The following is a 13,388-nucleotide window of genomic DNA, read 5'->3' on the forward strand; positions in this document are numbered from 1 at the left end:
CACATTACCCGCAGGATCGCCCCTGATCGGTCACGGTTCGGCGGGCAGCAGGAAGTCGACGACGCGCAGCGGAGAGGGGGTCGTCGCGGTGGACTTCTCCTGGTACATGACCGACAGGACGCCGTCCTGGGCCACGCGGGTCTCGTCGATCACCACCTCGCCGAAGGCGTTCAGCGCGCCGCCGTCGTACAGCAGCCGCCAGTCGGTGTGTCCGGAGGCGGCGGAGGCGGCGGCGACCCGGACGTGCGGCAGGACGGCGTAGGCGTTGTCGTGGCGGTCCAGGACCAGCTTGGTGCGCCCGCTCGAGTTCAGCGGGACGGGGATCTCGGTCTTGCGCCAGCCGGTGGCGGTCCGGCGCAGGTGGAAGGCGCGGCCGTGCGCGGTGCGGTCGGCGACGTGGTCGGTGGTGCAGGGGCCGAAGCGGCCGGGGACGTAGGAGATGACCGCGTGCGGCCGGCCGGCGGAGTCGGTGCACTGGCTCTCCTGGTTCATCAGGGAGTGGTCGGGGCTCAGCGGGTCGACCACCAGTCCGGCGTCCGTGACGGAGACCAGGTGCCGGGTTCCGGTCCGGCCGACGACGGTGCCGGCGTCGTCGCGCCAGGTGCGGCCCCGGTCGTCGGAGCAGACGTAGCCGGTGTCGTGGTTGGTGAGGCCGCCGCCGCTGTGTGTCACGGTGCCGCTCTGCTCGCGCCAGGTGAAGAGGGTGTGCAGCCGGCCGTCGCGGTCGTAATCGATGCCGTGCAGGTACATGTTGCGGGCCGTCGAGCTGCCGTGCTCGCTGGTGTAGGTGCCGGTGGAGGCGCTCCGCTCCCCCAGCGCGGTCCACCGGCCGCCGTCGTACTCGGCGAGCGCGTTGCGCCCGTTGCCCGAGACGCCGGTCCGGTAGCTGAGCTGGAGCCGGCCCTCGGGGGTGGCGATGAACTGCGGGTAGGTGAACCGCGGGGTGAGGGCGAGTCCGTCGAGCGTGGACCGGGGCGCCGCGAAGCGGTTCGGGGTCCAGCCCGTCCCCGTCGGATCGTCCAGGAGCCCGGCGACCGACTTCACGTAGGTGAAGCCGTCACTGTGGGAGTCCATGACGAGGTGCAGGCGTCCGTCGGTCCTCGAGACGCCCATGGAGATGACCTTGTGGGAGTCGTCGTAGCGCAGGCTGTGGCCGACCCGCACGGCGTCCCAGCCGCTCACCCCCAGCGCGCGGCGCCCGACGACCGCATCGCGGTCCGCGGTGTACCACACGGCGTACTGGTGGGCCTTGTACGTGAGCAGGCCGTTCTTCTGGAAGGCGTTGTTGTTGACCAGGCCATCGTAAGAGACGAAGTAGAGGGCGCCGGGGTCGGGCGTGCTGCTGCCCACAGGGGTGACCGAGGGACCGGGCAACACAACGCCTCCTCCCGGACATCACCCGTCCGCACGATCTGCCCGGGTCGGACGGGACCGTGCGGACGGGGCAAGGAATGCCGTGGCGCTAGAAGTTGTAGTCGTCGATGTTCTTCTTGTCGAACACCGTCGGCTCACCGAGGGTCACCACGCCGTTCTCCTCGATGTCGAACCAGCCCATGTCACCCGCCAGGAACAACTGGCCCTCCTTGCCCGTGATCTGGCCGGAGGCGAGGGCGGCGGCGGCGCGCGCCGCGAGCTCACCGAGCTTCTCGGGATCCCAGAGCGCGAACTCCTCGACCGTGCCGTCCTTCACGTACTCGCGCATGTCGTTGGGGGTGCCGAGACCGGTCACCTTGACCCTGCCCTTGTACTCGGAGTCGGACAGGTACTCGGCGGCCGCCTTGATGCCGACGGTGGTCGGAGAGATGATCCCCTTGAGGTTCGGGTGCTCTTCGAGGAGCCGCTTGGTCTCCGCCGTGGACTTCTCTTCGTCGTCGTCGCCGTAGGCGATCTCCACGAGCTTGATGTCCCCGTATTTGGAGCTCTGGATCTCTTCCTTCATGAACTTGATCCAGGTGTTCTGGTTCGTGGCGTCGCGACCGGCCGAGAGAATCGCGATCTCACCCTTGTAGTCGATCTGCTTGGCGATCAGCTCCACCTGGATCCAGCCGATGGCATCGGCCTTGGCCTGTGAGACGAACACATTGCGGCACGTCGGGTCGGTGTCGGAGTCGTAGGTGACGACTTTGATTCCGTCACCGAGCGCGTCCTTCAATGTGTCACAGAGCGCGTCGGCGCTCTGTGCGGAGACAGCCATGGCCTCCACCTGTTGCCGCTTGAGCTCTTCGATGCTCGAAATCTGCCCGGCCGTGTCGGTGGCGTCGTCCGGACCTCTCTCCACGAACGAGGAATCGAGTTGCGTGAGTGCCCTTTCCCCGCCCTGGCTGGCCAGACCGAAGTACGCGCCACTCACCTGCTTGGGGACGAACCCGATGGTCATCCCCTTCTTTATCTCCGCGTGCGGATTGGCTTTTCCCGCGGTGACGTTCGACGTATCGCCGTCGCTGCTTCCGGCGCCGTCGGACGCGTCGTCACCGCAGGCGGTGAGCCCACAGGTGAGCGAGAGGACGGTGGCCGCACCCATGACAGAACGGAGTAAAGATGATCTGGACATTTACCATTCCCTTGAGGATGCCTCTGGCATGAGGGACGAAGGCGCACCCGTCGGGCGCACGCGTGCCAGAAGGCTGATGTGCTCGCCGAACCCGCCTCGAAGCGACACGCCCCGGAGCAACAGTTCGGATCATCCCTGTTCTCCCGCGGCATCGTCGGACCGGACGAACCTCGGCCGCACCAACTGTCGAGCACAGGGCAGTTCGCTCCATGAAAGGTTTCAACAAGATGTCACCGGAGATTAGGTGCGCAGTGAACTGTGCGTCAATGACTGTGTCCAAACCGTGAGCAGGGAGCGGGCTGAAACGATTAACGACTATCTGCGTGAACCCATCAGCCTCTTCCGCCGTTGTTCGTCCCCGACGGCCGACCGGGCCCGGCCCACGCTGTGGCGTTCCGGGCGGAGGACGCCCCGGGAAGACACGTCCCGTTGCCCGCCCGAAAGAGGCTCGGCCCGCTCCCCCTACGGGCCGAGCCGGTCCGGTGGCGCGTCAGGCCAGATGGAACACCTCGGTCAGCGGTTTCATCGCCTCATCGGGACGAGAGCCGTCGAGGGACTCGAAGAACGGGGACATCTCCGCCTGCCAGCGGGCGTTGACCTCGGTGGCCTCCATGCCTGCCTTGGCCGCCTCGAAGTCCTCGGTCTCCAGGTAACCGACGAGAAGGCCGTCGTCACGCAGGAAGAGGGAGTAGTTGTACCAGCCGGTGGCCGAGAGGGCTTCGCGCATCTCGGGCCACACGGCGGCATGGCGTTCGCGGTACTCGGTGATCCGGTCCCGGCGGACCTTGAGCAGAAAACAGACGCGTTGCACGAGTACCGCTCCTCCAGGTGGTCGGGATCAGAAGTCGAACTGGTCGATGTTCTCGGCGTTGAAGACCGTGGGCTTGCCCAGGTTGATCACACCGTGCTTGCCGATGGTGTACTCGCCCATCGCGCCGGCCTTGAAGGTCTCGCCCTCCGCGCCGGTGATCTGACCGGAGACCAGCGCGACCGCCGTACGGGCGGCCAGCTCACCGAGCTTGGCCGGGTCCCAGAGCTCGAACGCCTCGACGGTGCCGTTCTTGACGTACTTGCGCATGTCGTTGGGGGTGCCGAGGCCGGTGAGCTTGACCTTGCCCTTGTACTTGGAGCCGGACAGGTACTGGGCGGCGGCCTTGATGCCGACGGTGGTCGGGGAGATGATCCCCTTCAGCTCGGGGAACTCCTGGAGCAGCCCCTGGGTCTGCTGGAACGACTTCTGCGCGTCGTCGTCACCGTAGGCGACCTTGACGAGCTTGATGTCCTTGTACTTGGGATCCTTGAGTTCGTCCTTCATGAACTCGATCCAGGTGTTCTGGTTGGTCGCTGTCTGTGCCGCGGACAGAATCGCTATCTCGCCCTTGTAGTCGATCTGTTCGGCGAGCAGCTGCACCTCGGTGCGGCCCAGGTCCTCGGCGGACGCCTGGGAGACGAAGGCGTCGCGGCATTCGGCGTTGGTGTCGGAGTCGTACGTGACGACCTTGATGTCGTTCTTCATGGCCTGCTTGAGCGCGGTGCACAGGGCGCCGGGGTCCTGTGCGGACACGGCCATGGCGTCCACCTGCTGCTGGGTGAGCGTGTTGACGTACGAGACCTGGCCGGCGGTGTCCGTGGCACTGGAGGGGCCGACCTCCTTGTAGGAGGAGCCCAGTTCCTTCAGGGCCGTCTCCCCGCCCTTGTCTGCGCTGGTGAAGTAGGGGTTGTTGACCTGCTTCGGCAGGAAGCCGACGGTCAGGCCCTTCTTGGTGGCCGCGCCGGGGTCGGCCTTGTCGGCCGCGGTCGCCTTGCCGGCGCCCTCGTTCTTGACGTCGTCCTTGGTGGTGCCACCACCGCAGGCGGTGGCGGTCAGGGCCAGCGAGGCGACGACGGACACCGCGATGGCCAGTCGGCGGGTTCCGGCGGGGATGAGAGACATGAAGGTTCCTTGCTTGTTCATGGATCGACGGGTCCGGGCACGGAATCGTGATCGGATGGAACGGTTGAGCGGATTCAGGTGGCTGCGGGAGGTGGAGCGGTCTCCACCCGTTTGCGGGCCCTCGCCCGGGCGATGTCACGGCCGACACGCGGGGCGAGAACGGATACGACGAGCAGGACGCCGGTGACGACGATCTGCGACTGGGCGGACACGTTGACCAGGCTCATGACGTTCTGCAGAGTGCCGAGCAGGAACACACCCGCGATCGCGCCGCCGAGGGTGCCCTTGCCACCGTCGAAGTCGACCCCGCCCAGGAGCACGGCCGCGATGACGGACAGTTCGAGCCCGAGGGCGTTGTCGTAGCGGGCGCTGGCGTAGTGCAGCGCCCAGAAGACGCCGGTCAGCGAGGAGAGCACCCCCGTGGTGACGAACATGGCCAGCTTCAGCCGCTTGACCCGGATGCCGGCGAAGCGCGCGGCCTCCTCGCTCGCCCCGATCGCGAACAGCGACCGCCCCAGCGGGGTGGCGTGCAGCACCACGACGGCGATCGCGAGCAGGACGGTGAAGGGGAGGGCCGCGTACGGGATGAACGTGTCCCCGATCCGGCCCGCACCGAAGTCCAGGTACTGCAGGGGGAAGTCGGTGACCGAGTCGGAGCCGAGAACGATCTGGGCGATGCCCCGGTAGGCGGCCATGGTGCCGATGGTGACGGCCAGGGAGGGCAGTCCGAGACGCGTCACCAGCACGCCGTTGACCAGGCCGCAGACCGCACCGAGCAGGACGCACAGCACGATGGCCGTCTCGATGGCCATGCCCTGGTTCCAGAGTGCTCCGAGCACCGCACCGGACAGACCGGCCGTGGAGCCGACGGACAGGTCGACCTCGCCGGAGACGACCAGCATGGTCATCGGCAGGGCGATGAGCGCGATCGGAAGGGTGTTGCCGATCAGGAAGGAGATGTTCAGCGCGTTGCCGAAGTTGTCGACGAACGAGAACGAGCAGATCAGCAGGGTGAGCAGCAGCGCGCCGACCGCGGTGTCCCAGCGCACCGCACCGGCGAGTCCCGCCAGGCGGACCGGCTTCGCCGTCTTGGTGTCAGGCATGGCGGGCACTCCTCTTCTGTGCGGCCTGCTTGCGCAGCACGGAGGCGACCCGCAGGGCCAGGATCCGGTCGACGGCGATGGCGAGCAGCAGCAGGACGCCGTTGATGGCCGTGACCCAGACGGAGCTGACGCCGATCGCGGGAAGGACGCTGTTGATGGAGGTCAGCAGCAGCGCGCCGAGGGCCGCGCCGTAGACGCTGCCGGAGCCCCCGGTGAAGGCGACGCCGCCGACCACGACGGCGCTGACGACGGTGAGTTCGTAGCCGGTGCCGGTGGCGGAGTCGACGTTGCCGAATCGGGCGAGATAGAGGGCGCCGGCGAATCCGGCCAGCGCGCCGCACAGGACGTAGGCGGTCATGATGCGCCTGCGGACGGGGATACCGGCCAGGGTGGCGGCCTCGGGGCTGGAGCCAATGGCGTACATGTCACGGCCGCTGCGGTAGCTGCGCAGGTAGTAGCCGACGACGACGAGGACGGCTGCCGCGAGCAGGGCGAGGTACGGGACCGCCAGGACTCCGTCGTGGCCGAAGTCGACGAAGCCGTCGGGCAGGGCGTCGGCGGTGATCTGCCGGGACCCGACCCAGATGGAGGCGACCCCGCGGACGATGTAGAGCGTGCCGAGCGTGACGACCAGTGCGGGTACCTTCCCGAAGCTGACCAGAACGCCGTTGAGGAGGCCGAACAGAGCGCCCATGGCGACGGCGAGCAGAACCGCCGTCAGCGGGCTGCCCCCGTTGTGCACATGGTCACCGGCGGCGAAGGCGCTGATGCCGAGCACGGAACCGACGGAGAGATCGACGTTGCGGGTGATCACCACGACGGCCTGCCCGACCGCCACCAGGACCAGGATGGTGGCGTTGAGCAGCAGGTCCTTGATGCCCTGCTCGGACAGGAACCCGCTGTTGGTCAGCTGCGTGACGGCGAGCATGCCCACGAGCACGGCTGCCACGGCCAGTTCGCGGATCTTGAACACCCGGTCGATCAGGCGCCGTCCCGCGGTCGGGCTCGGTGCGGTCGTCTCACGCGCCGACGGAGCGGTCAGGGTCATGCCGCGTTCCCTTCCCGCGTGACACGCCCGGTGGCCGCCGCCATCACGGATTCCTCGGTGGCCTCGGCCCGGGGTATCGCCGCGGTGATCCGGCCCTCGTGCATCACCAGCACGCGGTCGGCCATGCCGAGGATCTCGGGCAGGTCGGAGGAGATCATCAGTACGGCGACGCCCTGGGCGGCGAGCGAGGACAGCAGGCGGTGGACTTCCGCCTTGGTACCGACGTCGATGCCGCGGGTCGGCTCGTCCACGATCAGTACCCGGGGCTGTGTGGCGAGCCACTTGGCGAGAACGACTTTCTGCTGGTTGCCGCCGGACAGGGTCCCGACGGCGTCGGCGACTCTCGCGTACTTCACCTGGAGCCTGACCGCCCAGTCCACCGCCCTGCTGCGCTCGGCGCGCCGGCTCATCAGCCCGCCCCGTGTGGTGGCGGCGAAACCGGTGAGCCCGATGTTGCGTTCGACGGACATGTCCATCACCAGTCCCTGCGCCCTGCGGTCCTCCGGAACCAGAGCCAGACCCGCGGCCATGGCCAGACTGGGTGCCCCCGGCTTGAGCTTCCTGCCGAGCACCTCGACCTCTCCGCCGTCGAACCTGTCGACGCCGAAGACGGCGCGGGCTATCTCGCTGCGGCCGGCCCCGACCAGTCCGGCCAGGCCCACGATCTCACCGCGCCGGACGTCGAAGGACACGTCGGTGAAGACGCCCTCGCGGGTCAGCCGTCGTACGGTGAGCGCGACCTCTCCTACCTCGGTGGCCTGTTTCGGGTAGAGCTCGTCGAGGTCCCTGCCGACCATCCGGCGCACCAGGTCGTCCTCGGACAGGCCGGCCAGTGGCTCACTGCTGATCAGGGCTCCGTCGCGCAGTGTGGTCACCCGCTGGCACAGCTCGAAGATCTCCTCCAGCCGGTGGGAGATGAAGAGCACCGCGGCACCCTGTTCGCGCAGCGTCTCGACCACACCGAAGAGGCGGGCGACCTCGCTGCCGGTGAGGGCCGCGGTCGGCTCGTCCATGATCAGGACGCGGGCGTCGAAGGACAACGCCTTGGCGATCTCGACAAGCTGCTGGTCGGCGATGGACAGACCGCGGGCCGGCTGGTCGGGGTCGAGGTCCACCCCCAGGCGGCCGAACAGGTCGGCCGTCGCCCGCTTGACGGCCCGGTGGTCGACCCGTCCGAGCGAGCGGGAAGGCTGGCGGCCCACGAAGATGTTCTCGGCGACGGACAGGTCTGGGAAGAGCGTGGGCTCCTGATAGATGACGGCGACACCCGCGTCCCGGGCATCGGCGGGGCCGTGGAACTCGACCGGCTCGCCGTCCAGCAGCACCGTGCCCGTGTCGGGCCGGTGGACACCGGCGAGTGCCTTGATCAGGGTCGACTTGCCCGCGCCGTTCTCGCCGGCCAGGGCGTGCGCTTCTCCCGCGTACAACCGCAGACTGACTCCGCGAAGGGCACGAACCGCGCCGAAGGACTTGCTCACCCCCGCCAGTGCGAGCACCGGAGTGGTCTCCGGTTCAGGGTGCGTCATTGCATGGCTCCATGGTGTGCCCAAGGTGGTTCGGAAGCGGGAGGCGGGGCGCCATGACGACGATGGATGCCACCCCTCCGCTGGTGAATTGATTCAATGAATGGCCGGGAAGCTAGCTTCGCCGGGCGGCCAGGTCAAGCCGTTCGGCGGGATCCGGCCACACAATCCGCTCACGATCCCCGCCCTCTCTCTTCACTCACCCTTCTGACGTGCACAAAGAGCAGGCACTCCACCCCCGGTACCCGCGTACGGCACGATTGGGTAACGGGGCGTCAGGTATCACCCCCACTCTTGACCTCCCGGTAGTGCGGGATTAGCTTGCCCAGGGCACTGAATCGATTCATTTCACACTTCCCCACCCCGCGGGCTCCGCCGTCGGGGCGGCACCCGACACGTGAGGTTGATATGCCTGACATCGCTTCGGTAAAGTCCGCGCTCACCCGGCAGCGGATCGAGACACCCTCTTGGGCGTACGGGAACTCGGGGACCCGCTTCAAGGTGTTCGCCCAGCAGGGCGTCCCCCGCACTCCGCAGGAGAAGCTGGACGACGCGGCCAAGGTGCACGAGTTCACCGGGGTCGCGCCGGCCGTGGCGCTGCACATCCCGTGGGACCGGGTCGACGACTACGCGGCGCTGGCCACGTACGCCGAGGACCGCGGGGTGCGGATCGGCACGATCAACTCCAACACCTTCCAGGACGACGCCTACCGGCTGGGCTCCGTCTGCCACCCGGACGCCGGGGTGCGCAGGAAGGCCGTGGACCATCTGCTGGAGTGCGTCGACATCATGGACGCGACCGGCTCCAGGGATCTGAAGCTGTGGTTCGCCGACGGGACGAACTATCCCGGCCAGGACGATGTGCGCGCCCGCCAGGACCGGCTCGCGGAGGCCCTCGCCGAGGTGTACGGACGGCTCGGCGAGGGGCAGCGGATGCTGCTGGAGTACAAGCTCTTCGAGCCGGCGTTCTACACCACGGACGTGCCGGACTGGGGGACGGCGTACGCGCACTGTCTGAAGCTCGGTGAGAAGGCCCAGGTCGTGGTCGACACCGGGCACCATGCCCCGGGCACCAACATCGAGTTCATCGTGGCGACGCTGCTGCGGGAGGGGAAGCTCGGCGGGTTCGACTTCAACTCGCGGTTCTACGCCGACGACGACCTGATGGTGGGGGCCGCGGATCCGTTCCAGCTGTTCCGGATCATGTACGAGGTGGTGCGCGGGGGCGGGTTCACGCCGGAGGTGGCGTTCATGCTGGACCAGTGCCACAACATCGAGGCGAAGATCCCGGCGATCATCCGGTCCGTCATGAATGTGCAGGAGGCTACGGCCAAGGCGTTGCTCGTCGATCGGGGGGCGCTGGGCGAGGCCCAGCGGGCCGGGGATGTGCTGGGCGCGAACGCCGTGCTGATGGATGCGTACAACACGGACGTGCGTCCGCTGCTGCGTGAGGTGCGGGGGGAGATGGGGTTGGACCCCGAGCCTCTGGTCGCGTACGGCCGGTCCGGGTGGGGGGAGCGGATTGTTGCCGAGCGGGTGGGTGGGGAGCAGGCGGGGTGGGGGGCGTAGGCGTCTGCCGGGTTTCTGTTCGTCGCGGGGTGCGGGCTGAGTGTGGCTGGTCGCGCAGTTCCCCGCGCCCCTGGGGAAGTGCACTGACCCTCTTTCATGTAAGGACTGGATGTTCATGGCAACCCATCCCGCAGTCGCTGATCTGCTCGGGCGGTCGCATCGGCTTGGTGGCGATCCGCGGAATACCAACTACGCCGGGGGGAACGCCTCCGCGAAAGGTGTCGAGACCGATCCCGTCACCGGTGGTGACGTCGAGCTGATGTGGGTCAAGGGGTCCGGCGGGGATCTCGGGACGCTGACCGAGGCGGGGCTGGCCGTGCTGCGGCTGGACCGGCTGCGGGCGCTGACCGGGGTGTACCCGGGCGTCGAGCGCGAGGACGAGATGGTCGCGGCGTTCGACTACTGCCTGCACGGCAAGGGGGGTGCCGCGCCCTCGATCGACACCGCGATGCACGGACTCGTCGACGCCGCGCACGTGGACCATCTGCATCCCGACTCGGGTATCGCGCTCGCCTGTGCCGCCGACGGGGAGAAGCTGACCTCCGAGTGTTTCGGCGACACCGTGGTGTGGGTGCCGTGGCGGCGGCCGGGGTTCCAGCTCGGGCTGGACATCGCCGCCGTGAAACGGGCCAATCCCCAGGCGATCGGGTGCGTGCTCGGGGGGCACGGGATCACCGCGTGGGGGGACACCTCCGAGGAGTGCGAGCGGAACTCGCTGCACATCATCCGCACCGCCGAGGCGTTCCTCGCCGAGCGCGGCCGGCCGGAGCCCTTCGGTCCCGTCCTCGAGGGGTACGAGGCGCTGCCCGTTCAGGAGCGGCGGGAGCGGGCCGCCGCGCTGGCACCGTATGTGCGGGCCGTGGCCTCGCAGGACCGGGCGCAGGTCGGGCACTTCGACGACTCCGGGGCCGTACTGGAGTTCCTGGCCCGGGCCGAGCATCCGCGGCTGGCCGCGCTGGGCACCTCCTGTCCGGACCACTTCCTGCGCACCAAGGTGCGGCCGCTCGTCCTCGACCTGCCGGCGACCGCGCCGCTGGAGGAGGCGGTCGCCCGGCTGAAGGAGCTGCACGCGGCCTACCGCGAGGAGTACGCCGCCTACTACGCGCGGCACGCGGACGACGGCTCCCCGGCGATGCGCGGGGCCGACCCGGCGATCGTGCTGGTGCCGGGCGTGGGCATGTTCAGCTTCGGCAAGGACAAGCAGACGGCGCGGGTGGCCGGTGAGTTCTACCTCAACGCGGTCAACGTGATGCGCGGGGCCGAGGCGGTCTCCACCTACGCGCCGATCGAGGAGTCGGAGAAGTTCCGCATCGAGTACTGGGCGCTGGAGGAGGCCAAGCTGCGGCGGATGCCGGCGCCGAAGCCGCTCGCCACGCGGGTGGCGCTGGTGACCGGCGCGGGCAGCGGGATCGGGAAGGCGATCGCGCGGCGGCTGGCGGCCGAGGGCGCGTGCGTCGTCGTGGCCGACCTGAACGGGGAGAACGCCGCCGCGGTCGCCGAGGAGCTGGGCGGACCCGACAAGGCCGTCTCCGTGACCGTCGACGTGACGTCCGAGGAGCAGATCGCCGAGGCCTTCCGGGCCGCCGTGCTCGCCTTCGGCGGCGTCGACCTGGTGGTGAACAACGCCGGGATCTCCATCTCCAAGCCGCTGCTGGAGACGTCCGCGAAGGACTGGGACCTCCAGCACGACATCATGGCCCGCGGCTCCTTCCTCGTCTCGCGCGAGGCGGCCCGGGTGATGACGGCCCAGGGGCTGGGCGGGGACATCGTCTACATCGCGTCGAAGAACGCCGTGTTCGCCGGCCCGAACAACATCGCCTACTCCGCCACCAAGGCCGACCAGGCCCATCAGGTGCGGCTGCTGGCGGCCGAGCTGGGCGAGCACGGGATCCGGGTCAACGGTGTCAACCCCGACGGTGTGGTGCGCGGTTCAGGGATCTTCGCGGGTGGCTGGGGTGCCCGGCGCGCCGCCGTGTACGGGGTGCCGGAGGAGAAGCTGGGCGAGTTCTACGCGCAGCGGACGCTGCTGAAGCGGGAGGTGCTGCCCGAGCATGTGGCGAACGCCGTGTTCGCGCTGACCGGCGGCGATCTGACCCACACCACCGGACTGCACGTCCCGGTCGACGCCGGCGTCGCCGCCGCGTTCCTGCGATGAGCGGCGCGGTGCGGTCGTACGCCGCGGTCGACCTCGGCGCGTCCAGCGGGCGGGTCATGGTCGGCCGGGTGGGCCCCGGCAGCCTGGAGCTGACCGAGGTGCACCGCTTCCCGAACCGGCCGGTACGGGTGCCCGAGGGGCTGCGCTGGGACATCCTCGGGCTGTACGCCGGAGTGCTGGACGGGCTGCGGGCGGCCGGCGCCGTCGACTCGGTCGGCGTGGACAGCTGGGCCGTGGACTACGGCCTGCTGGACGCGGACGGGGCGCTGCTCGGCAACCCCGTGCACTACCGCGACGGCCGCACCGACGGGGTCGCGGAGCGGGTGTGGGCGACGGTGCCGGCCGACGAGTTGTACGCGGCCACCGGCTTGCAGTACGCGCCGTTCAACACCTTGTACCAGCTGGCCGCGGCGCGTGGCTCGGCGCAACTGGCGCGGGCGGAGCGGTTGCTGCTGATACCCGACCTGCTGACGTACTGGCTCACCGGTGAGCAGGGCACGGAGCTGACCAACGCCTCCACCACCCAGCTGATCGACCCGCGCACCCGCGACTGGGCGCACGGGGTCGCGGACCGGCTGGGCATCGACCTCGGGCTGTTCGCGCCGCTGCGCCGGCCGGGTGATCCGGCCGGGGTGCTGCGACCCGGAGTGCTGGAGGAGGCGGGGCTGACCGGTCCGGTGCCGGTGACGGCGGTCGGCTCGCACGACACGGCCTCCGCGGTGGCCGCGGTGCCGGCGGACGGTGAGCGGTTCGCGTACATCTGCACCGGCACCTGGTCGCTGGCCGGCCTCGAACTGGAGGCGCCGGTGCTCACCGAGGAGAGCCGTGCCGCCAACTTCACCAACGAGCTGGGGCTGGACGGCACGGTCCGCTATCTGCGCAACATCATGGGTCTGTGGCTGCTCCAGGAGTGCGTACGGGCCTGGGGCGAGCCGGATCTGGGGGCGTTGCTGCGGGAGGCGGCCGAGGTGCCGGCGCTGCGGTCGGTGGTGGACGCCGGGGACACGGCGTTTCTCGCGCCGGGCAGGATGCCGGAGCGGATCGCCGAGGCCTGCCGGGTCTCGGGGCAGCCGGTACCGGTCTCGCCCGCCGAGGTCACGCGCTGCATCCTGGACTCGCTCGCGCTGGCGCACCGCAAGGCGGTGGAGGACGCGCAGCGGCTCGCCGGACGGGAGGCCGACGTGGTGCACATCGTGGGCGGCGGCACCCGGAACGCCCTGCTGTGCCAGCTGACCGCCGACGCCTGCGGACTGCCGGTGGTGGCCGGGCCGACGGAGGCGGCGGCGCTGGGCAACGTCCTGGCGCAGGCCCGCGCGCACGGGATGGCCGGAGATCTCGCCGGAATGCGGCGCCTGCTCCGCCGTACCCGGTCGCCGGCGCGGTACGCGCCGCGCGGCGGCACCCGGCGCTGGCGGGCGGCGCAGGCCCGGCTCGCCGGAGGCTGACCCGGGTCTCCCCCGGGCCGCGGCCCCCGCACTACCCTGCATGAACCGATGATCGAATCGA

General features: G+C 69.5%; 9 protein-coding genes and 1 pseudogene. 3 read left to right on the forward strand and 7 right to left on the reverse strand.

The window, feature by feature from the left end; genetic code table 11:
* Window positions 1-30: 30 nt before the first annotated feature.
* From AC5L3C_RS02195 to AC5L3C_RS02225, 7 genes and pseudogenes are all read right to left on the reverse strand, one after another.
* Window positions 31-1,371: pseudogene (locus AC5L3C_RS02195) on the reverse strand (BNR repeat-containing protein); the annotation flags it as partial.
* Between the two features lie 91 nt (window positions 1,372-1,462).
* A complete protein-coding gene (gene rhaS, locus AC5L3C_RS02200) occupies window positions 1,463-2,551 on the reverse strand; it encodes a rhamnose ABC transporter substrate-binding protein (protein WP_493646538.1) in 1,089 nt (362 codons plus the stop codon).
* A 490-nt stretch (window positions 2,552-3,041) separates the two neighbouring features.
* Window positions 3,042-3,362, reverse strand: a complete 321-nt coding sequence (locus AC5L3C_RS02205; RefSeq protein WP_493646539.1) for an L-rhamnose mutarotase — start codon at window positions 3,360-3,362, stop codon at window positions 3,042-3,044.
* Between the two features lie 27 nt (window positions 3,363-3,389).
* A complete protein-coding gene (gene rhaS, locus AC5L3C_RS02210; RefSeq protein WP_493646540.1) occupies window positions 3,390-4,484 on the reverse strand; it encodes a rhamnose ABC transporter substrate-binding protein in 1,095 nt (364 codons plus the stop codon).
* A gap of 74 nt (window positions 4,485-4,558) precedes the next feature.
* Window positions 4,559-5,587, reverse strand: coding sequence for an ABC transporter permease (locus tag AC5L3C_RS02215; protein WP_493646541.1), 1,029 nt, complete (start codon window positions 5,585-5,587; stop codon window positions 4,559-4,561).
* Window positions 5,580-6,635, reverse strand: a complete 1,056-nt coding sequence (locus tag AC5L3C_RS02220; protein WP_493646542.1) for an ABC transporter permease — start codon at window positions 6,633-6,635, stop codon at window positions 5,580-5,582. The genes AC5L3C_RS02215 and AC5L3C_RS02220 overlap by 8 nt, the downstream gene beginning before the upstream one ends.
* A complete protein-coding gene (locus AC5L3C_RS02225; RefSeq protein ID WP_399979963.1) occupies window positions 6,632-8,161 on the reverse strand; it encodes a sugar ABC transporter ATP-binding protein in 1,530 nt (509 codons plus the stop codon). The genes AC5L3C_RS02220 and AC5L3C_RS02225 overlap by 4 nt, the downstream gene beginning before the upstream one ends.
* Window positions 8,162-8,566: 405 nt before the next feature.
* Here AC5L3C_RS02225 and rhaI point away from each other — a divergent pair, with 405 nt between their 5' ends.
* The 3 genes from rhaI (at window position 8,567) to AC5L3C_RS02240 (ending at window position 13,327) form a co-directional block, all read left to right on the forward strand.
* A complete protein-coding gene (rhaI, locus tag AC5L3C_RS02230) occupies window positions 8,567-9,727 on the forward strand; it encodes an L-rhamnose isomerase (RefSeq protein WP_493646543.1) in 1,161 nt (386 codons plus the stop codon).
* Between the two features lie 115 nt (window positions 9,728-9,842).
* Window positions 9,843-11,882 carry a bifunctional aldolase/short-chain dehydrogenase gene (locus AC5L3C_RS02235; RefSeq protein ID WP_493646544.1) on the forward strand — a complete coding sequence of 680 codons (2,040 nt, stop codon included), beginning with the start codon at window positions 9,843-9,845 and terminating at the stop codon, window positions 11,880-11,882.
* Window positions 11,879-13,327, forward strand: coding sequence for a rhamnulokinase (locus tag AC5L3C_RS02240; protein ID WP_493646545.1), 1,449 nt, complete (start codon window positions 11,879-11,881; stop codon window positions 13,325-13,327). The genes AC5L3C_RS02235 and AC5L3C_RS02240 overlap by 4 nt, the downstream gene beginning before the upstream one ends.
* The last annotated feature ends 61 nt before the right edge of the window (window positions 13,328-13,388 follow it).

It is taken from the genome of Streptomyces speibonae, from assembly GCF_984686075.1.

Coding starts and splice junctions, on each gene's coding strand:
- rhaS (WP_493646538.1), bottom strand. CDS start 2,551: ATGTCCAGATCATCTTTACTCCGTTCTGTCATGGGTGCGGCCACCGTC.
- rhaS (WP_493646540.1), bottom strand. CDS start 4,484: ATGTCTCTCATCCCCGCCGGAACCCGCCGACTGGCCATCGCGGTGTCC.
- AC5L3C_RS02215 (WP_493646541.1), bottom strand. CDS start 5,587: ATGCCTGACACCAAGACGGCGAAGCCGGTCCGCCTGGCGGGACTCGCC.
- AC5L3C_RS02220 (WP_493646542.1), bottom strand. CDS start 6,635: ATGACCCTGACCGCTCCGTCGGCGCGTGAGACGACCGCACCGAGCCCG.
- AC5L3C_RS02225 (WP_399979963.1), bottom strand. CDS start 8,161: ATGACGCACCCTGAACCGGAGACCACTCCGGTGCTCGCACTGGCGGGG.
- rhaI (WP_493646543.1), top strand. CDS start 8,567: ATGCCTGACATCGCTTCGGTAAAGTCCGCGCTCACCCGGCAGCGGATC.
- AC5L3C_RS02235 (WP_493646544.1), top strand. CDS start 9,843: ATGGCAACCCATCCCGCAGTCGCTGATCTGCTCGGGCGGTCGCATCGG.
- AC5L3C_RS02240 (WP_493646545.1), top strand. CDS start 11,879: ATGAGCGGCGCGGTGCGGTCGTACGCCGCGGTCGACCTCGGCGCGTCC.